General features: G+C 71.7%; 18 protein-coding genes. 9 read left to right on the top strand and 9 right to left on the bottom strand.

The genetic code is table 11. From position 1 onward, the window contains the following. Nucleotides 1–11 precede the first annotated feature (11 nt). The 5 genes from ACLQ29_RS22230 to ACLQ29_RS22210 all read right to left on the bottom strand — a co-directional run bounded on the left by ACLQ29_RS22230 (nucleotide 12) and on the right by ACLQ29_RS22210 (nucleotide 5,294). Entirely contained in the window at nucleotides 12–2,063 is a 2,052-nt protein-coding gene (locus tag ACLQ29_RS22230) for a 3-oxoacyl-[acyl-carrier-protein] synthase III C-terminal domain-containing protein (protein ID WP_425773419.1), read from the bottom strand. A 38-nt stretch (nucleotides 2,064–2,101) separates the two neighbouring features. After that, nucleotides 2,102–3,373 carry a beta-ketoacyl-[acyl-carrier-protein] synthase family protein gene (locus tag ACLQ29_RS22225; protein WP_425773418.1) on the bottom strand — a complete coding sequence of 424 codons (1,272 nt, stop codon included), beginning with the start codon at nucleotides 3,371–3,373 and terminating at the stop codon, nucleotides 2,102–2,104. After that, on the bottom strand, nucleotides 3,373–3,672 hold the full coding sequence (locus tag ACLQ29_RS22220) for an acyl carrier protein (RefSeq protein ID WP_425773417.1): 300 nt from the start codon (nucleotides 3,670–3,672) through the stop codon (nucleotides 3,373–3,375). The genes ACLQ29_RS22225 and ACLQ29_RS22220 overlap by 1 nt, the downstream gene beginning before the upstream one ends. A 308-nt stretch (nucleotides 3,673–3,980) precedes the next feature. Beyond that, nucleotides 3,981–4,697 carry an alpha/beta fold hydrolase gene (locus ACLQ29_RS22215; protein WP_425773416.1) on the bottom strand — a complete coding sequence of 239 codons (717 nt, stop codon included), beginning with the start codon at nucleotides 4,695–4,697 and terminating at the stop codon, nucleotides 3,981–3,983. Nucleotides 4,698–4,868: 171 nt separating this feature from the next. Continuing rightward, nucleotides 4,869–5,294 carry a hypothetical protein gene (locus ACLQ29_RS22210; protein ID WP_425773415.1) on the bottom strand — a complete coding sequence of 142 codons (426 nt, stop codon included), beginning with the start codon at nucleotides 5,292–5,294 and terminating at the stop codon, nucleotides 4,869–4,871. Between the two features lie 73 nt (nucleotides 5,295–5,367). Between ACLQ29_RS22210 and ACLQ29_RS22205 the strand changes: the two genes are divergently transcribed. Then, entirely contained in the window at nucleotides 5,368–5,868 is a 501-nt protein-coding gene (locus ACLQ29_RS22205; RefSeq protein WP_425773414.1) for a MarR family winged helix-turn-helix transcriptional regulator, read from the top strand. Nucleotides 5,869–5,933: 65 nt separating this feature from the next. On the opposite strand, the gene ACLQ29_RS22200 is transcribed toward ACLQ29_RS22205, so the two are convergent. Both ACLQ29_RS22200 and ACLQ29_RS22195 read right to left on the bottom strand, forming a co-directional pair. Further along, nucleotides 5,934–7,115 (bottom strand): MalY/PatB family protein, encoded by a 1,182-nt coding sequence (locus ACLQ29_RS22200; protein ID WP_425773413.1) that lies wholly within the window; start codon nucleotides 7,113–7,115, stop codon nucleotides 5,934–5,936. A 26-nt stretch (nucleotides 7,116–7,141) separates the two neighbouring features. Next, the gene (locus ACLQ29_RS22195; protein WP_425773412.1) at nucleotides 7,142–7,921 is read right to left on the bottom strand and encodes a group II truncated hemoglobin; all 780 of its coding nucleotides are present in this window, start codon (nucleotides 7,919–7,921) and stop codon (nucleotides 7,142–7,144) included. A 73-nt stretch (nucleotides 7,922–7,994) separates the two neighbouring features. On the opposite strand from ACLQ29_RS22195, the gene ACLQ29_RS22190 reads away from it, so the two are divergent. After that, nucleotides 7,995–8,354: a winged helix-turn-helix transcriptional regulator gene (locus ACLQ29_RS22190; protein WP_425773411.1), complete on the top strand. Its 360-nt coding sequence runs from the start codon at nucleotides 7,995–7,997 to the stop codon at nucleotides 8,352–8,354. Nucleotides 8,355–8,457: 103 nt separating this feature from the next. Beyond that, on the top strand, nucleotides 8,458–9,648 hold the full coding sequence (locus ACLQ29_RS22185) for an amidohydrolase family protein (RefSeq protein WP_425773410.1): 1,191 nt from the start codon (nucleotides 8,458–8,460) through the stop codon (nucleotides 9,646–9,648). A 33-nt stretch (nucleotides 9,649–9,681) separates the two neighbouring features. Here ACLQ29_RS22185 and ACLQ29_RS22180 read toward each other — a convergent pair whose 3' ends face one another. Then, nucleotides 9,682–11,025 carry a glycoside hydrolase family 6 protein gene (locus ACLQ29_RS22180; RefSeq protein ID WP_425773409.1) on the bottom strand — a complete coding sequence of 448 codons (1,344 nt, stop codon included), beginning with the start codon at nucleotides 11,023–11,025 and terminating at the stop codon, nucleotides 9,682–9,684. Between the two features lie 474 nt (nucleotides 11,026–11,499). On the opposite strand from ACLQ29_RS22180, the gene ACLQ29_RS22175 reads away from it, so the two are divergent. The 6 genes from ACLQ29_RS22175 to ACLQ29_RS22150 are packed head-to-tail and all read left to right on the top strand — an operon-like array spanning nucleotide 11,500 to nucleotide 17,632. Continuing rightward, complete coding sequence (locus ACLQ29_RS22175) at nucleotides 11,500–12,564, top strand: ABC transporter substrate-binding protein (RefSeq protein WP_425773408.1); 1,065 nt, start codon at nucleotides 11,500–11,502, stop codon at nucleotides 12,562–12,564. Beyond that, nucleotides 12,561–13,397 carry an ABC transporter permease gene (locus ACLQ29_RS22170; RefSeq protein WP_425773407.1) on the top strand — a complete coding sequence of 279 codons (837 nt, stop codon included), beginning with the start codon at nucleotides 12,561–12,563 and terminating at the stop codon, nucleotides 13,395–13,397. The genes ACLQ29_RS22175 and ACLQ29_RS22170 overlap by 4 nt, the downstream gene beginning before the upstream one ends. Further along, nucleotides 13,373–14,110 carry an ABC transporter ATP-binding protein gene (locus ACLQ29_RS22165; protein WP_425773406.1) on the top strand — a complete coding sequence of 246 codons (738 nt, stop codon included), beginning with the start codon at nucleotides 13,373–13,375 and terminating at the stop codon, nucleotides 14,108–14,110. Before ACLQ29_RS22170 ends, ACLQ29_RS22165 begins: the two co-directional genes overlap by 25 nt. Further along, nucleotides 14,107–15,444, top strand: a complete 1,338-nt coding sequence (locus tag ACLQ29_RS22160) for an LLM class flavin-dependent oxidoreductase (RefSeq protein WP_425773405.1) — start codon at nucleotides 14,107–14,109, stop codon at nucleotides 15,442–15,444. The genes ACLQ29_RS22165 and ACLQ29_RS22160 overlap by 4 nt, the downstream gene beginning before the upstream one ends. A gap of 20 nt (nucleotides 15,445–15,464) precedes the next feature. After that, nucleotides 15,465–16,511 (top strand): aldo/keto reductase, encoded by a 1,047-nt coding sequence (locus ACLQ29_RS22155; protein ID WP_425773404.1) that lies wholly within the window; start codon nucleotides 15,465–15,467, stop codon nucleotides 16,509–16,511. Continuing rightward, nucleotides 16,508–17,632, top strand: a complete 1,125-nt coding sequence (locus ACLQ29_RS22150) for an LLM class flavin-dependent oxidoreductase (RefSeq protein ID WP_425773403.1) — start codon at nucleotides 16,508–16,510, stop codon at nucleotides 17,630–17,632. The genes ACLQ29_RS22155 and ACLQ29_RS22150 overlap by 4 nt, the downstream gene beginning before the upstream one ends. A 42-nt stretch (nucleotides 17,633–17,674) precedes the next feature. Here ACLQ29_RS22150 and ACLQ29_RS22145 read toward each other — a convergent pair whose 3' ends face one another. After that, complete coding sequence (locus tag ACLQ29_RS22145; protein ID WP_425773402.1) at nucleotides 17,675–17,851, bottom strand: hypothetical protein; 177 nt, start codon at nucleotides 17,849–17,851, stop codon at nucleotides 17,675–17,677. Nucleotides 17,852–17,905: the final 54 nt, after the last annotated feature.

Raw genomic sequence — 17,905 nt, 5'->3', positions numbered from 1 at the left:
ACGCGTTCCCTTCAGATGCGGTACAGCGCGGCGCCGATCTCCATGCCGGTGCTCGCGCCGACGACCACCACCAGTTCGCCTGGCGATGCGCCGCCGGCGGACACGGCGCGCAGGCCCATCGGCAGGGCCGAGGTGAACAGGTCGGCGCCGTCGCGCGCGGGCGGCAGCGTGGCCAGCCGTGGACCGAGCACCGGCCAGGTGTCGCGCAGCCGGCGCTCGACCGGCGGTGGCAGCCAGGGCGGTACGACCGCGCGGATCGCGTCGGGTCGTACCCGCAGGCGGTCCAGCAGCTCGGCGACGACAACGGGCAGGTGCTCGGCGTACGCCGCGGCGGGCTCGACGCGGTCGGTGGCGCGGATGAAGCTGTGCCCGCCGTCCTGCATCACCCAGGCGCCCCGGTCGGCGGCGGGCGTCGCGACGGAGCGGCTGTGGAAACCGAGGAAGCCGCTGGCCCGGTCGGGGTCGAGGCGCAGCAGCACCGCCGAGCCGCACCTGGCCACCGCGGGCCCGGCGGCACCGGGCTCGCGCTGCTCGACCTCGGAGGCGACCACGACGGCGGTGTCGGCCTTGCCGGCCCGGATGAGTTCGGCGGCGATCCGGCAGCCGTCGAGCATGCCGAGCGCGCCGTTCGTGACGTCGAAGGCGAGGAGTTCGCCGGTGGCTGCGGTGCTGCCGTCGAAGCCCAGCTCGCCCGCCGCGATCGCCGCTATCGCCGGCTCGGCGATCATGCCGGTGCGGTACACGCCGACGTGGATGAGCAGGTCGACGCCGGAGGCGCGGACGCCCGCCCGGCGCAGGCAGTCGTCGGTGGCGGCGCGGATGAGCTGGAGCGTCGTCACGTCGGGGCCGGTCGCGGTTGCGGGGCCGGCCCCGGTTGCGGGGCCGGATGCGGGTTCGGGTTCGGTGCGGCCGATCGCGACGGCGCGCACCGGGTCCGGCCATGGCGCCGGGCGGGGGCGCGGGGGCGCGGTCCGTGTTGAGCGGGTCCCCCGGGCCAGCCGGTCGGGCAGCCCGTCCAGCCGGTACGCGGCGGTGCCGACGTTGACGCCGGACGCGGCGACCTCGAACAGCACCCGGTCGCCGGTCCGGATCCGCCCGTCGCGGCTCGCGTCGCGCAGCGCGACCGGGTGCGTCGTGGTGGCGGTGTTGCCGCGCCTCGGCAGGTTGTTGATGACGTCCCGCTCGTCCAACACCACACCGCCGAAGACCTTGTTCGTACGACGGACGGCGGCCTGGATCGCCAGCGTCGACGTCTGGTGCGGGATGAACCGGTCGAAGTCCGTCGGCGACAGGCCCATGGCGGCGAGGGCCTGTTGGGTGTGCTTGACCATCTCCCGGATGCCGACGGCCGCCAGACCCATCATGTCGGTCTTCATGATCACGCCACCGTGCGGCTGGTCGGTCGGCCCGGCCACGCACAGGTTGTGGTACCGCCCGACGGTACGGATGCCGATGTGGTCGAAGCCCCCCGGACCGTCGTCGGCCCGGGTCAGCAGGACCGCCGCACCCGCGTCACCGAGCGTCAGGCAGGCGACGCGGGCGTCGAGCTCGTCGGCGATCTCCAACTGGGCGGTCCGCATCAGATGGGAGATGTACTCCCCGCTGACGATCAGCGCCGAACCGATCTCACCGGCCCGGATGAGCGCGTCGGCGACGTAGATGCCGGTGAACTGGCCGGCACACGCGTTCGTCACGTCGAACGCCCAGGCCCGTTCGCAGCCGAGCCGGTGGCGCAGTTGGGTGGCCGCCGACGGCTCGTAGGTCGACCGGTCCGGGCTGTCGACCCGCGAGATGCTGGCGCTGATGAGCAGGTCGACGTCGGCAGGCCCGATCGACGAGCGGGAGACGCAGTCCTCCGCGGCCCGGGTGGCCAGGTCGAGGGCGTACTCGACGTCGCCGGCGACGCGCCGCGACACGATGCCGGTGGTCTGTTCTAGCGGCAGGGCCAACCGGCGCCGGCACCCGTCGAGCACCTCGCGGGTGGTCATGACCCGGTCGGGAAGCGCGACGCCGATGCTGTCGATGACACTGCCGGCCCCCGCCGGGGCGGCCTGGATGTTCACCCTCGACCACCTTGTCTCGATTGGACGGTGCGGATGCTTCAGTTGGAGTGGACGACGGCTGTGCCGTCGTCCACGGAGGCGAGCACCAGCGAGGCGTTGTGCCCGCCGAAAGCGAACGAGTTCGACAGGATCGGGCCGGGACGGCCGGTGCGGGGGGCGTCGGCGACGACGTCGATGGGAATGTCGGACCCGCGGGTACGCAGGTTGGCCGTTGGTGGAATCTCGCCGTGGCGCAGGGCGAGCAACGATGCGACGACCTCGACCGCGCCGGCGGCCCCGATCAGGTGTCCCAGCGTGCCCTTCGTCGAGGTGGTCGGCGGTGCGGCGCCGCCGAAGACGGTGTGGATGGCCTGCGCCTCGGCGGCGTCGTTGAGCGTCGTCGAGGTGCCGTGGGCGTTGATGTGAGCGACGTCGGCCGGGTCCACGCCGGCGTCGCGCAACGCCAGCCGCATGCAGTGCACCGCGCCGCGTCCCTCCGGGTGCGGCATCGTGGAGTGGTACGCGTCGCTGTTGAACCCGTAGCCGGTGACCTCACCGTGGACGCGGGCGCCCCGGGCCAGCGCCCGGTCGAGGCGCTCCAGCAGCACGAAGGCCGCGCCCTCAGCGAGCACGAAACCGTCCCGTGCGCCGTCGAACGGACGCGAGGCGGTCTCCGGCTCGGCATTGCGGGTGCTCAGCGCGTGCATCCGGGCGAACCCGGCGACGACGATGGGGTTGACCGCCGCCTCCGCGCCGCCGGCCAGGACGACGTCGGCGCTGCCGTCACGGATGAGCCGGACGCCCTCACCGATCGCGTTGGCACCGGCCGTGCAGGCGGTCGAGATGCAGAAGTTCGGCCCACGCCAGCGCAGGTGCCGGGCGATGAGCGACGCCGCCGCGTTCGGCATGATCATCGGAATCGCCCACGGGCTGATCCGGTCCGGGCCGTTCTCGATGAACGCGCGGACCTGCCGGTAGAAGCTGTCCGATCCGCCCATGCCGGTGCCGACCACGACCGCACACCGGTCCGGGTCGAAGTCTCTGGTGTCGCCGTCGGTGAACGCGTCGAGCGCCGCCGCGAAGGCGAGTTGGCTGACTCGGTCGGTCTGCCGGACCATTTTGGCGGTGAGGTAGGCGGTCGGGTCGAAGCCCTGGATCTCACCGGCGATGCGGGTCGCGAGCCCGGAGGCGTCGAAGCTGCGGATCGGGCCGATGACGGATCGCCCGGACCGCAGCACCGTCCACAGTGCGTCTGGAGTGTCGCCGGCCGGCGTCCTGGCGCTCAGCCCGGTAACGGCAACCCGGTGCCGGACGGGGCTGTCGCCCGTCATCAGGCGGGCGTCTTCCGTTCGGCCTCCCCCACCACCCCGGTGCCCTCGGTGGCATCGGTGGCATCGCCGTCGAGCACCATGTCGAGCGCCTGCCCGACGGTGTTGATCCCCCGCAGACCGTCCTGCGGCAGTCGAATCCCGAGCCGGTCCTCGAGCGCCATCAGAAGCTCCACCAGGTCGAGACTCTCCGCGTCGAGATCCTTGCGAAAGTCGGCGTCCTCGGTCACCGCCTCCGGCTCGACCGTCAGCACCTCGACCGCAACCTCGCGTAAGACCGAAAGAGCCTGCAGTCTGTCCATGTGCCCTCCAACAATCACCCGAGGTGATCGGTGCCTAATTGGGGCTTTACCTGCAAGAGTTGAGGCAGGCTAACACGCAGCGTCGGGGGCCAGAAAGGCCTCGATCACGCCTGCGTCATGGATCCGACTCGGATCTGCCGTCGCCAATACGACACGCTCATTCCGTCCGGCGGCAATCTCGAAACCAGCGGGCGCGGGCGGTTGGTAGGCGCACGGCAGCGGCCCCGCGCCGTGACGCGGGGCCGCAGACGTGCGGCACGCCGGCCGACCGGGGCAGCGGTCGACGACGTGCCCGCCGGGATCGGACGTCAGCCGCCCACGCCCCGGACCGCCTCGATGATCGTCTCGGTGACCTCACTGGGCCGGGCCACCACCATGGCGTGCGAACCACCGGCGACCTCACGCTGGCCCCGCGGTTGGGCCCGCTCGGCCATGAACCGGTGCGCGGCGGCCGGGATGTTGTTGTCCGCGTCCCCGAAGACGAACCAGCTGGGCAACGATCGCCAGGCCGGGTCGCCGATGAGCCCGTCACCCAGGGCCTTTTCGGTGATCGGTCGCTGGGTCCGGGCCATCTGCGCGGCGACGTCGGCCGACACGTCCGCGACGAACTGCTTGTGGAAGGCGTCCTGGCCGATCGCCACCTCGTTGCCGCCGGTGGAGAGCGGATACTTCACAAGCGTGTCGGCGAGCGTGCTGCCGGGGAACTTCCCGGACAGCGACAGCCCCGACTCGCCGGTGTCCGGGGCGAAGGCGTTGACGTACACGAGGGCCCGCACCAGTGGTTCGTCGGCAGCGGCCTGCGTGATCACCATGCCGCCGTAGGAGTGTCCGACGAGGATGACCGGGCCGCCGATCCCGCGTACCACGTCCCGCACGTACGCGGCGTCGCCGGCGACCTCCCGCAGCGGGTTGGCGGCGGCCACCACGTCGTACGCGGCGCCCAGCCGCTCGATCACGCCGTTCCAGCTGCCCGACTCGGCGAACGCGCCGTGCACGAGAACGATTGTGGGCTGCGGATCAGACATAACACGCACTCCCTTACTCCGTGACACTGTTCCACCCACGGCCGCGCCGGTGCGCCTGAATACCCGTTCCGAGAGACCGAAACATCGGAGGAGAACCCTGCCGTTCTGAATGACGACGCGGTCCGGGCTACTGGCCGGACCGCGTCGTCACGCCGCTGGGTCTGCCGCTGGTCAGCGTCTGCGTAGTCGGGAGCCGCCGGCCGCCCACAGTAGTGCGGCAATGGCGATGGTGAGCAGCGCGCCCAGTACGAGGATGACCCTCACCCAGGTATGGGTGATCGCGGCGAAGACGAAGAACCTGCCGACGAGCTGGACGCCGAGCAGCGCGGTCAGCAACACCTGGTCCGAGCGTCGACATGCGTGTAGTCGGAGCGCCAGCCAGGCGTACGCGATCCCGAAGCTGAGGTGAAACGCGTGCGGAATCCCGAACTCGTAGGGCGGGGTCACTAGCGCGTACGTGTGCTCGACCACAAGTGCCCAGGTCAGCGCGATCACCGTCCGCAACCGGGCCGATCGCCCCTTGGGCCCGGGTGAGTGCCGCGCGTCCGCGCCGGCTGTCCGGTCGATCGCGGTAGCCCCACTCGTCGCATCTGGCACCACAGCTCCTCCAATAGGCTCGATCGAGAAGTTCTCAGTCGAGCCTATCTGGTGGCGGCCCTATGATCCAGGCATGAGTGCTGCACGATCCCCGGCCGACGCCTCCCGGCTCACCTTCCTGCCGGCCGACGTCATCACGGCCATGCAGATCAGCACCATTCACCGGCGAAGTCAGAAGATTTTCAATGAGGCGCTTCGGCCCCTGGGATTCGAGGAACGCCACTTCGCGGTCCTGGCCGTCCTCCACGGCCGTGGTCCGCTCACCCAACGCCAACTCGCCACCTTGCTTGATCTCGACAAGTCAGCACTGGGCCGGATCGTCGACGATCTTGAGCGGCAGCGGTTGGCCGAACGCCGAGCGGTGCCGACCGACCGTCGTGCCCACACCATCCATCTCACCGACCTTGGCCGCCGGCGCATCGACGAGGCGCAGCAAATCGCCGGCAACGTGGGCCGGCAACTCTTTGCGCACCTTGCCCCGAGCGCTCGGCGGGCGTTCGACCAAGCCCTGCGACAACTGCTGGACGGCCCCGAGGTCGACCCCTCCGGCCCCGCCAAAGAGGGCCAGCCGTAAGCGACCCGCCGCCGGGCGCGGATCGTCCTGGTGGGATGGGCCTTCGGCGACGGTGGTGGTCCGGCCTAGCCGGCGACCGCTGTCGCCATTCGGCGTACCGCCTCGGTGATCAGCTCCGGCGCGGTGGCCAGGTTCAGCCGCACGTGCCCGTCGCCGCCGGCGCCGAAAGCCGAACCCGAGTTGAGCGCCACCCGGCCACGGTCGAGGAACACCGCGGCGGGGTCGTCGCCGAGGCCGAGGGTGCGGCAGTCGAGCCAGGCGAGATATGTGGCCTGACCGGGTTGGTAACTGATGGCCGGCAGGTGCTCGGCGAGCAGCGCGGTGAGGAGCCGACGGTTGTCGTCCAAGCCGGTCAACAGGGCGTCGAGCCACTCGCCGCCGTCGCGGAAGGCGGCGGTGTGCGCGATCACGCCGAGGTGACTGGTGCTGACGCTGGCCTCGAACGGAACGCGGGCGAGGTCTCCGGCCGCGGCCGGGCCGGCGACGAGCAGCCCGCCGCGCAGGCCGGCCAGGTTCCACCCCTTGGAGGCCGACATGAGCGACAGGCCGTTCTCCGCGCCGGGCACCGAGAGGTACGGCACGAAGCGCGCTCCCCCACCCACCACCGGGGCGTGAATCTCGTCGGCGACGACCCGCACCCCGTGCCGCTGCGCCAGCCCGGCGACGGCGGCCAACTCGTCGGCGGTGTGCAGGACGCCGGTCGGGTTGTGCGGGCTGCACAGCAGGTACGCCGCAGGTCGCCCGCCGACCCGAGCCTGCCGGAAGGCGTCCTCGAGCGTGCCGAGGTCCAGCCGCAGGTCCGCGCCGAGCGGCGCCTCCACGATCCGGCGGCCGGCGTGCGCCACGAACTCGTAGAACGGCGGGTAGACCGGACAGTTGACGACCACCGCGTCCCCCGGCTCGGTGACCAGCCGCAGCGCCTCGACGACGCCGTGCATCACGTCGGGCACCAACGCGGTGCGCTCCACCGCCAGCCCGTCCCAACCCCACCGCCGCCGGGCGAAATCCGCAAGCGCCCGCGGGTACGCCGTCCCGGCGGTGTAGCCGGTGTCGCCGCGCGCGACCGCGTCGGTGATCGCCGCCGCGACCGGCTCGGCCAGTGGCACGTCCATCTCCGCGACCCAGAGCGGCAGCACATCGGCGGGGTACTCCCGCCACTTGAGGCTCGTCCGTTCGCGGAGCTGATCGATCGTGAGCTGGCGAAGGGGATTCATCGAGTCTCGGGTACCGCTCAGCACGCCACTCATCGCTGAAGCCTATTCGGCCCCCTGCGTCATGCCGGCCGCGAGCCATCCCGGTACGGCGGCGCGACACCCCAGCCCCAGCGTGGCACCGGTGCCCGTCGGATCGGGTCCGCGTCGGGTCGGGAGTTGCGGACCGCCAACCGGGTGCCCCACTCGAGGTAGCCCGTGAAGGCGGCGCGGAACTCCGGATCGTCGGGCAGGCCGGTCTCGTCGGCGGCGTCCATCATGAGGTTCACCCACCGCCGACGCTGCGCCTCGCTGATCGCCAGGCCCAGGTGCTGCCCGAGCATGTGCCGGTAACCGCCGCGCTCGGCGGTGTAGGTGGCCGGGCCGCCGAAGACCTCGGCCAGCCACGTCGCCACATGGTGGGCGTGCGCCGGGTCCATGTGCGCGAAGAGCGGCGCGAGCAGGTCGTCGGCGCGGACCAGGAGGTAGAAGGCGTCGCAGAGCCGTCCGAACGCGTCGCCACCGCCGGCCCACTCGTACAGGCTCGGCGGTGCCGCGCCGCCGGGCCCGGAGATCCCGGTTCGGCGGTAGTGCCGCATCTCCTCGATGTCCTCGACGTACGGCCTGATCGCGGCGAAGAACCGCCCGAACACCGGGCCGCCCCGAAACCCGTTGAGGTGCTCGTCCACCGACGTCCAGGTAATGCGCAGCACGGAGCAGGAGGGGTCGTCCAGGCAGCGGCTCAACTCGTAGTCCACGCACTCCGGCGCGGCGCGCAGCGCGTCGGCGGCCCGCTCGTACGCCGCCTCGAACCCGTCCAGCCGCTCCTGCGGCACCCGGTACCTGATGTACTCGATGACCATGGGGACAGCCCAACACCCGCAGCGGCGGCGATCAAGTACGCACCATCTGGTGCGTACCCCGAGGGAGGCCACGATGCCCAAGCGTTATCACTGCCCGGTGGAGTTCGCCGTCGACGTCATCGGCGGCAAGTGGCGGCCGGTGATCCTGGCCCACCTCAAGGAGGGCGTACACCGCTACGGCGAACTGCGCCGCCGGATGCCGGGGGTCAGCGAGAAGATGTTGACCCAGCGTCTGCGCGAGTTGGAGGCCGACGGGCTCATCCTGCGGCACGACCGCGAGACCACGCCACCGCACGTCGAGTACCGGCTCACCGAGGAGGGACTGAGCCTGGCCCCGGTGTTGCAGGCCCTGTACGACTGGGGCGCGGCACGGGCCACCCGCACCGGCACCACAATCGACGACCCGGTCCGGCTGGCGCCTGGTAATCGCTGAGGCCAGGGTGGAGCAGCCACACCCTGCCGCGGACGACCGGGTGCCCGCGCGACGCCGTCAGCTGAGAGCCTGACCGAGACGGTTCAACCCACGGGGAGGGTCAATGACACGGCACGCGGTCCGGGCGGCGCGGATGTTCGACGGTGAACGACTCGTGGACGGAGGGGTGCTCGTCCTGCTCGACGACGGCCGCATCGCCGACGTACACCGGGGTCGGGCCGAGGCGCCGGACGGCTGGCTGGTGCGCGAGGAGCCGGACTCGACGGTGCTGCCCGGCCTGGTCGACGCGCACGTGCACCTGTGCGCCGACGCCGGGTCCGACGCGCTCGGCCGGCTCGCCGAGCGCCCCGAGCCGGACCTCGACGGGGTCGTCGAGGCGTCGCTGCGCGCGCACCTGGCGGCTGGCGTCACCACAGTCCGCGACCTGGGCGACCGCCGCGACGCCGTGCTCCGCTGGCGGGGCCGGGGGCTGCGCGACGACCTGCCGACGGTGCTGGGATCGGGTGCGCCGGTCACCAGCGTCGGCGGACACTGCTGGTCGTTGGGGGGCGAGGCCAGCGGCGTCGACGGAATCCGCACGGCCGTGCGCCTGCGGGCGGACGCCGGCGCCGACCTGGTGAAGGTCATGGCCAGCGGTGGGGTGTTCACCCCCGGTACCGACACGACCCGACCGCAGTTCACCGACGAGGAGCTGACCGCCGCGCTGACCCAGGCGCACGACCTCGGCCTGCCGGTGACCGCGCACGCGCACGCGCTCAGCGCGGTCGAGCAGGCGGTACGCGTCGGCGTGGACGGCATCGAGCACTGCACGTGCGTGACCGCGACCGGCGCCCAGGTGCCCGCCGAACTGGCGGACCGCCTGGCCACGTCGGGCGTGACGGTCTGTGCCACGCTCGGCACCGACCCGACCGTGGTGACACCGCCTGAGGTGGTGGCGATGGCGGCGCGGGCCGGGCTCAGCGAGGCCACGCTGCGCGACGGCATCGCCACCCTGCACCGTGCCGGGGTCCGCCTGGTGGCCGGCTCGGACGCGGGTCTCGGCCCCGCGAAGCCGCACGGAATCCTGCCGGAGACGCTCGTCGAGTACGTCGCGTGCGGCATCCCCGCCACCGTCGCGCTTGCCGCGGCCACCTCGATCGGGGCCGAGGTGTGTGGCCTGGGGCGGCGCAAGGGCCGCATCCGCGCCGGGTTCGAGGCCGATCTGCTGGTCGTGGACGGCGACCCGACGAGCGACATCACCGTGCTGCGCCGCCCGCTCGCCGTGTACCGCGCGGGCGTTCTGGTGAGCGGCTGACCGGGGGCCGATGGTCGGCGCTCCGCAGCACTGTCACAGTGGCGGCCAGGCGTTTGTCAGCAGCTGCCCGAAGTGCGCCGGGAACCACTCGCCGAACGGCGGGGCGGCCGGCATCGCCCCGGTGTCGTACGGGGAGCTGCGCGGCGGGACGTAGTTCGGGTCGCACAGCGGCTCGTACGGCTGACCCAGGCCCGGATTCCCCGCTGTGCCGTCGGACTCGCCGGGTGGCTTGACCCACGCGTAGGCGTCGATGCCCGGCTCCGGTTCGGCGACGGGCCGGGGGCCGAGGCCGGCGCCCACCTGGTTGCACCAGTTCCACGCGAAGGCCCGCCTGTCGATCCGGCTGCCGTCGACATACCGGTTCACCTCGCTCGCGGTCGCCGGCCCGGTGGGGCGGCCCGGGCCACCCCAGCCGTTGCGTGAGGTGTCGACCACGACACCCGCCTGCGACGAGAAGCCCACCTCGGTCAACTGGGCACGCATGTGCTGCGCGTAGGGCGCCTCGTCGACGAACGGGTTCCAGTCGACCCACCTCGACTGGTACACCGGCTGGCCGTTCACGACATCGTCGACGCGGAAGTAATCCTCGCGCAGGACCGAGTAGTTGGCGGTGTTGGCGACGAAGCCGTGCACTGTGGTCACCGTGCTGCCGGCGGCGGTCGCGGCCTGCAGCAGCAGCGCTGTCAGCTCGGCGGAGTCCTCCGACCAGCCGACCTCGCCGTGGTGACTGATGTCCAGGTACGGGTAGACGTTGGGCACGGCGCCGAGCCGGGCCAGGGCGTAGCCGATGCCCTGCTGGTAGGTGCCACGTGCCCGCGCCTCGTCACAGGCCGGGGTGGCGGTGTACCGGGAGCCGGTGTTGACGACGAGGTTGGGCAGCGAGTTCGGCTCGACGAAGGCGACGATCCGCAGGTCGGCGTAGCGGGGAGCGGCGAGGATCTCGACGATCGGGTCGACGAACTCGGCCCGGTAGCGGCCGAGGTCCTCGATCGACAGCTCCCCCTGCGGGGCCCGACGACCGCAGTCGCGGGCCGGCAGGTTGTAGAGGGTCACCTGGACGAGGTCGGCGTGCTGGGCCACTGCCGCATCCAGATGCTCGCGCAGGCCCAGCACCCCGGCTGTTCCCTCGATCCGGGCGATCCGGTCCAGCCAGAGGGCTGTCGGCTGACCGGCGACCGCGGCACCGCGGGGCTCGGTGGCAGCGCGGGCGGCCCACTCGGGATTGACGTAGACCCGGGCGCCGGCGTACGGGTTGTCCACCCGGTGCGGCGGATCGGCGGCGCGGGCCGGACCGCCGCCGGCGAGCACCCCCGCCCCGAGGAGGGACACGGCGGCGAGGACCGTGGCGGGTACGCGGCGTCGACGTGGCATGGTCATGTCGCTGGCTCCCTCGGCTGTGACCCGGCGTCGGGTGTGCGCCCTCCGCAGTAGATCTACATATTTCTATACATTGTCACACCGCGCGCGTCCCAGCGCATGAAATCCTAGTTGACACGTAGGAATTGTGGGTTAGCGTCGTACCCATGACCAGCCAGCACACCCTGCTTCGGGGCACCGCCATCGCGGTGTCGCGGGGATGCTGCCGCGGCTGGACCGCCGCCTGCGGCTGCTGCCGCTGAGCGAGCGTTACCCGCCTCCCCCATGCGCGGCGCCGCCGGCTCGACGACGACCGGCAGCCGCCTCCTCGAACCGATCAACAGATGCGCGCCGAGCCGATCACCCGGCGGGTGCCCGCTGGCGAGCACACGATCGTGCTCGCCGAGCCGCCGATCGGCAGTCACGGCGACGGCGCCGCCCCTCGACCACGTGGGGCGCGGTCCCGTCGTGCAACCAGCTACGAAGGAGTCGCAAGTGACGTCACCACCCCTCCTGGATCGCCGGGCCATCCTGTCGGCCGCCCTCGGCGTGGTCACGCTGGGCCTGACCGCCTGCGCCGGCGACGAGGCACCCGCCGTGACCCTGGCCGCCGGCGCGCCACTGCCGGAGGCCGTGCCGAAGGGCACCAAGCTCGTCATCGGAGACAAGGAGCACCAGAAGGCGATCGAGTTCTCCGGAGAGGCGGAGAAGCTGACCTTCGACGTGGAGTGGGCGAACATCAGCGGCGGCCCACAGACCCTTGAGGCATTCCGCGCGAAGGCGCTGGACATCGGAGCGGTCGCCGACATCCCGCCGATCCACTCGCACTGGACGAACATCCCCACGAAGATCGTCGCCTCGAAGTACCGCCAGGACCCGCTCAACCACGCCCTTTACCGGCTCGGCATCGCACCCGGCGTCCGGGTCGCCACCCTCGCCGACCTGCGAGGCAAGAAGATCGCGTACAGCCCGGGGCAGGCACAGGGGGCGCTGGTGCTGCGGGTGCTGCACAAGGCCGGCCTCGGCCAGAGGGACGTCAAGCTGGTCGAACTGCCCAGCACCGGCGACGTCTACGCGACAGCGCTCGCCAGCCGCCAGGTCGAGGTCGCGCCGATCGGCGGCGTGCAGATCAAACGCTACGAGACCAAGTATGCCCGGGACGGCGCGACAGCGATCGCGCACGGACTGCGGGACGACCCCGGTCACCTGTACGCGCCGGTCACCGTGCTCGGCGACCCGGCCAAGGCGGCCGCGATCCGCGAGTACGTGCAGGTGTGGGCGCGGGCCTGGCGGTGGCGCGAGGCCAATCCCGACGAGTGGATCGAGCGGTACTACGTCAAGGACCAGGGGCTGAACCGCGACGACGGCAAGTGGCTGGTGGAGAACGCCGGCCTCGCCGACATCCCGGCCAGTTGGACCGAGGCCATCGGCCGGCACCAGGAAACCATCGATCTGCTGGCCAGGGAGACGGGCAACAAGCCCCTCAAGGCCGAGAGCCTGTACGACCGACGGTACGAATCCGTCGCCGCACAGGCACTGACCGCGGGAGGCGCCAAGTGACCGCCTCGACACTGACCCGGCCCGGACCGGCCACCACGGTACCCGCCAGTCGCCCACGGCGTCGGCTGAAGCCGGGTCGCCCCATCCCGTTCGGGGCGGCGATCGGGCCGTTCCTGCTGCTGGCGGTCTGGTCGGCCGGTTCGGCGGGCGGCTGGATCGACCCCCGTACCCTGTCGGCGCCCTGGACCGTGGTGACGACGGCGGGTGACCTCATCGCCGACGGGCGACTTCAGGACAACCTGATCGTCTCGGCGCAGCGCGCCGGCCTGGGCCTCGCCATCGGCACCGTCGTCGGCACGGTGCTGGCCGTGCTCGCGGGCCTGAGCCGGTGGGGCGAGGCAATCCTCGACGGTCCGATCCAGATCAAGCGGGCCATCCCGGCCCTCGCGCTGATCCCGCTGCTCGTCCTCTGGTTCGGCATCGGCGAGCAGATGAAGGTCATCACCATCACGCTGGGCGTGTTCGTCCCCGTCTACATACACACCCACAACGGGCTGCGCACCATCGACAGCCGGTACGTCGAGCTGGGTGAGTCGCTGCGACTGCGGCAGACCGCCTTCATCCGCCGGATCGTGCTGCCCGGAGCGTTGCCCGGCTTCCTGCTCGGCATGCGGTTCGCGGTCGTCGGGGCGTGGCTGTCCCTGGTGGTCGTCGAGCAGATCAACTCGACGAGCGGCATCGGCTACATGATGGACCTGGCCCGCGAGTACGGCCAGACCGACGTGATCATCGTCGGACTCGTGCTGTACGGACTGCTCGGACTGCTGTCCGACGGTGCCGTCCGACTCGTGCAGAGGAGGGCCCTGTCATGGCGACGCACCATGGCGGACTGACCGCCACCCGTACCGTCCGGGTCGAGGGGTTGATCCGCGGCTTCGGGGATCGGGCCGTCCTGGACGGGTTCGACCTGGAGATCGGCGAGGGCGAGTTCGTCGCGCTGCTGGGCCGCAGCGGCTCGGGCAAGAGCACCCTGCTGCGTGCGCTCGCCGGCCTGGACGGCGACGCCACCGGCTCGGGCCTGGTCGACGTGCCGGAGAACTCCTCGGTCGTCTTCCAGGATGCCCGCCTGCTGCCCTGGCAGCGGGTGCTGGACAACGTCGTTCTCGGCCTGCGCGGACCGGACGCCTACAAGCGCGGCCAGGCGGCACTCGCCGAGGTCGGACTGGCCGGGCGGGAGCGGGCCTGGCCCAACGAGCTGTCCGGTGGCGAGCAGCAACGGGTGGCGCTGGCCCGGGCGCTGGTGTCCGAGCCGGACCTGCTGCTCGCCGACGAGCCGTTCGGCGCGCTGGACGCGCTGACCCGACTCCGCATGCACGGCCTGCTGCGCGAGTTGTGCGTCCGGCACCGGCCCACGGTCCTGCTCGTCACCCACGACGTCGACGAGGCGATCACCCTGGCCGACCGGGTGCTGCTGCTCGACGCCGGCCGGATCGCCGTCGACGTCGCCATCGACCTGCCGACGCCCCGCTCGTACCGGCAGCCGCAATTCCTCGCGTACCGCGAAACCCTGCTCCGCGCACTCGGCGTCGACCCGACGGAGGGATGACCATGCTGCACCTCAACGCGTTCCTGATGGGCGTCGGCCACCACGAGGCGGCCTGGCGGCTGCCGGAGAGCGACCCGTTCGCGCAGACCGACGTCGCGCACTTCACGCGCCTGGCGCGCATCGCCGAGCGGGGCAAGCTCGACTCGCTCTTCCTCGCCGACAGCCCGGTGCTCTGGAACAGCATCGGCCGGCGGCCGGCGGGCACGCTCGAACCGACGGTGCTGCTCACCGCGCTGGCCGGCGCGACACGCCACATCGGGCTCATCGCGACCGCCTCGACGACGTACAACGAGCCGTTCAACCTGGCCCGCCGGTTCGCGTCGCTGGACCATGTCAGCGGCGGCCGGGCGGGGTGGAACATCGTCACCACCGCAGGCGTGGACGCGGCCCGCAACTTCAACCTGGACGAGCTGCCCGCCCACCGGGACCGCTACGAGCGAGCCGCCGAGTTCCTGGAGGTCTCACTGAAGCTCTGGGACAGCTGGGACGACGACGCGCCACTCGGCGACAAGGACGCCGGCCGGTGGGGCGACGACAGCCTGCTCTATCCGCCCCGCCACGTCGGACGGCACTTCCGGGTGGCCGGACCGCTCAACGTGCCGCGCTCACCGCAGGGCTACCCGCTGCTGGTGCAGGCCGGGTCGTCCGAGGACGGCAAGGAGTTGGCCGCCCGGTACGCCGAGGCCGTCTTCACCGCTCAGCAGACGCTCGCCGAGGCGCAGGGCTTCTACCGCGATCTCAAGCGGCGTGCCGCGCAGTTCGGCCGCGACCCGGACTCCGTCAAGATCCTGCCCGGCATCGTGCCGGCGGTCGGCGCCACCGAGGCGGAAGCGCGCGCGCTGGAGGAGGAACTGGACCGGCTGATCAAACCGGAGTACGCGAGAGCCCAGCTCGCCACCACACTGCGAGTGGCACCGGAAGACCTCGACCTGGACAAGGAACTGCCCGCCGACCTGCCCAGCGAGGACGAGATCCAGGGCGCCAAGAGCAGGTACACGCTCATCGTCACCCTGGCACGGCGGGAACGCCTGACCGTCCGCCAGCTCATCGGCCGGCTCGGGGGCGGACGCGGGCACCGTACCTTCGCCGGCACGCCGGAGCAGGTCGCCGACGCCATCGAGGAGTGGTACCGCAGTGGCGCCGCCGACGGCTTCAACATCATGCCGCCGGTGCTGCCGTCCGGGCTGGAGACGTTCGTCGACCAGGTCGTGCCGATCCTCCAGCGCCGGGGCCTGTTCCGCACCGAATACGCCGGGACCACCCTTCGCGACCACTACGGGCTGCCCCGCCCGGTCAACCAGTCCGCCCGGCGGCTCGCCGCCGCTTCCCACTGACCACCAGGAGAGGACGAACCATGGTCGACCAACGACCCTTCGGACGCACCGGCGTGCGGATCAGCTCGCTGACGCTGGGCGCGATGAACTTCGGCCAACGGGGTAACCCCGACCACGAGGAGGGCATCCGGATCATCCACCGGGCGCTCGACGCGGGCATCAACGCCATCGACACCGCCGACGTCTACTCACACGGCGAGTCGGAGGAGATCGTCGGCAAGGCCCTCGCCGGACGGCGTCGCGACGACGTCTTCCTCGCCACCAAGTTCCACGGCCAGGTGGGCGACAACCCGCAGCACCAAGGCAACTCCCGCCGCTGGATCGTCCGGGCGGTGGAGAACAGCCTGCGCCGGCTGGGCACCGACTGGATCGACCTGTACCAGGTGCACCGGCCGGAGCCGGACACCGACTTCGACGAGACCCTGGGCGCGCTCAGCGACCTGGTTCGCCAGGGCAAAATCCGCTACATCGGCACCTCCACGTTCGAGCCGTCGGCCATCGTGGAGGGTCAGTGGATCGCGCAGCGGCGCGGCCGGGAACGGGTGGTCAGCGAGCAGCCGCCGTACTCGATCCTGGCCCGCGAGGTCGAGCGCGAGGTGCTGCCGGTGGCGCAGCGCTACGGGCTGGCGGTGATCCCGTGGAGTCCGCTGGCCGGTGGTTGGCTCTCCGGGAGCTACCACGGCGGGCTCGACACCCCGATCTCCCGCCGGGCCGACCGACTCCCCGCCCGGTTCGACCCGACGCGGCCCGCGAACGCCGCCAAGCTCGCCGCCGTCGACAAGCTGGCCGCCCTCGCCGACGACGCCGGAGTGTCGCTGATCCACCTGGCTATCGCGTTCGTCCTGGAGCACCCGGCCGTCACGTCGGCGATCATCGGCCCGCGCACGCTCACCCATCTGGAGTCACAGCGCGGCGCGGCCAAGGTGACCCTGTCCCGCGACGTGCTGGACCGCATCGACGCCATCGTCCCGCCGGGCACCACGCTGAACCCCGCCGACGCCGGATACCAACCACCGTCGCTGACCGACCCGGCACAACGGCGTCGCGGCGGAAGGAGCGGCTGGTGAGTTCGAAGTTCCTCTGGTACATCCCCAACCAGGTCGAACCCGGCCACCGCGGTGACGACGTCGTCCAGCACCACAACAGTCTCGACACCCTGACCGGTCACGCCCGAGCCATCGAGCAGCACGGGTGGGCCGGCGCGCTCATCGGCACCGGCTGGAGTCGCCCCGACACCTTCACCGTCGCCGCCGCGCTGGCCGCCCGCACGACGACATTCCAACCGCTGATCGCGATCCGGCCCGGCTACTGGCGTCCGGCCCACTTCGCCGCTGCCGCCGCGACGTTGGACCACCTCACCCAGGGGCGGGTGCTCGTCAACATCGTGTCGGGCAAGGACAACCTGGCCGCGTACGGCGACAGCGACGGCGACCAGGCCGCACGGTACGCCCGGACCAGAGAGTTCATCCAGATCGCGCGCAGGTTGTGGACCACCGAGAGGGTCACCTATCGCGGCGCGCACTTCAGCGTCACCGACTCCGCCCTGGCGCCCCGACCGGTCGTCCGGGGCGAGCGCCGGCACCCGACGTTGTACTTCGGTGGCGCCTCGGCCGCCGCCGAGGAGGTGGCCGCCACCGAGGCCGACGTCCAGCTCTTCTGGGGCGAGCCACTCGACGGCGTGGCCGAGCGGATCGGGCGGCTGCGGCAGCTCGGCGAGAAGCTGGGGCGCGAGCACGCCCCGCTGGAGTTCGGGCTACGGGTCACCACCCTGGTCCGGGACACCACCGAGCAGGCGTGGGCCGATGCCGAGGCGAAGGTTGCCCAACTCGCGCGCCGCAGCGGCGGCATCGAGCGCAACCCGCACTGGCAGGCCGCCGTCGGCCAACGGCGGTTGCTCGACCTCGCCGCGCGCGGAGACGTGCTCGACGACAACCTCTACACCGCACCCGGCAGGTACGGCGGTGGTGGGGCCGGCACCACGTGGTTGGTGGGCTCGGCCGAGGACGTGGCGCGATCACTGCGCAGGTACGAGCGTCTCGGCATCACGCACTTCGTGCTCTCCGACACGCCCTACCTTCCGGAGATCGATCGCCAGGGCACGCAGCTCCTGCCGCTGCTGCGCCAGGGAGCCGTCGCCACTCACCGGACCAGCACCCGGGACCGAGACGCGGTGCCGACGGCCACCTGAACCGATCACGCGCGACGCGGCCCGGTCAGCTCGGCAAGCAGATCAGGGTCGCGTCGACGCCGACGATGACGCGCGCGGGTTTCGACCCGGGTCGTTGATCTGGCGCCGGAAGGCGAGGTACGCGCTCAGGTTGACCAGCAGCAGCACCAACCCGATCACCGACGCCACGAGCCCGACATCGAGGCTCGGCAGCGCCACGAAGGTCAGGGCGGCCAGCACGATGGCGAAGATGTTGAGGAAGGTGAAGGCCAGGACGAGCTCGTTGAGCGGCTG

This window comes from Micromonospora sp. DT228, assembly GCF_049841595.1.
GTDB lineage: Bacteria > Actinomycetota > Actinomycetes > Mycobacteriales > Micromonosporaceae > Micromonospora.
The sequence above is the reverse complement of the archived record's forward strand: the minus strand, read 5'-3'. Positions and strand labels throughout refer to the sequence as shown.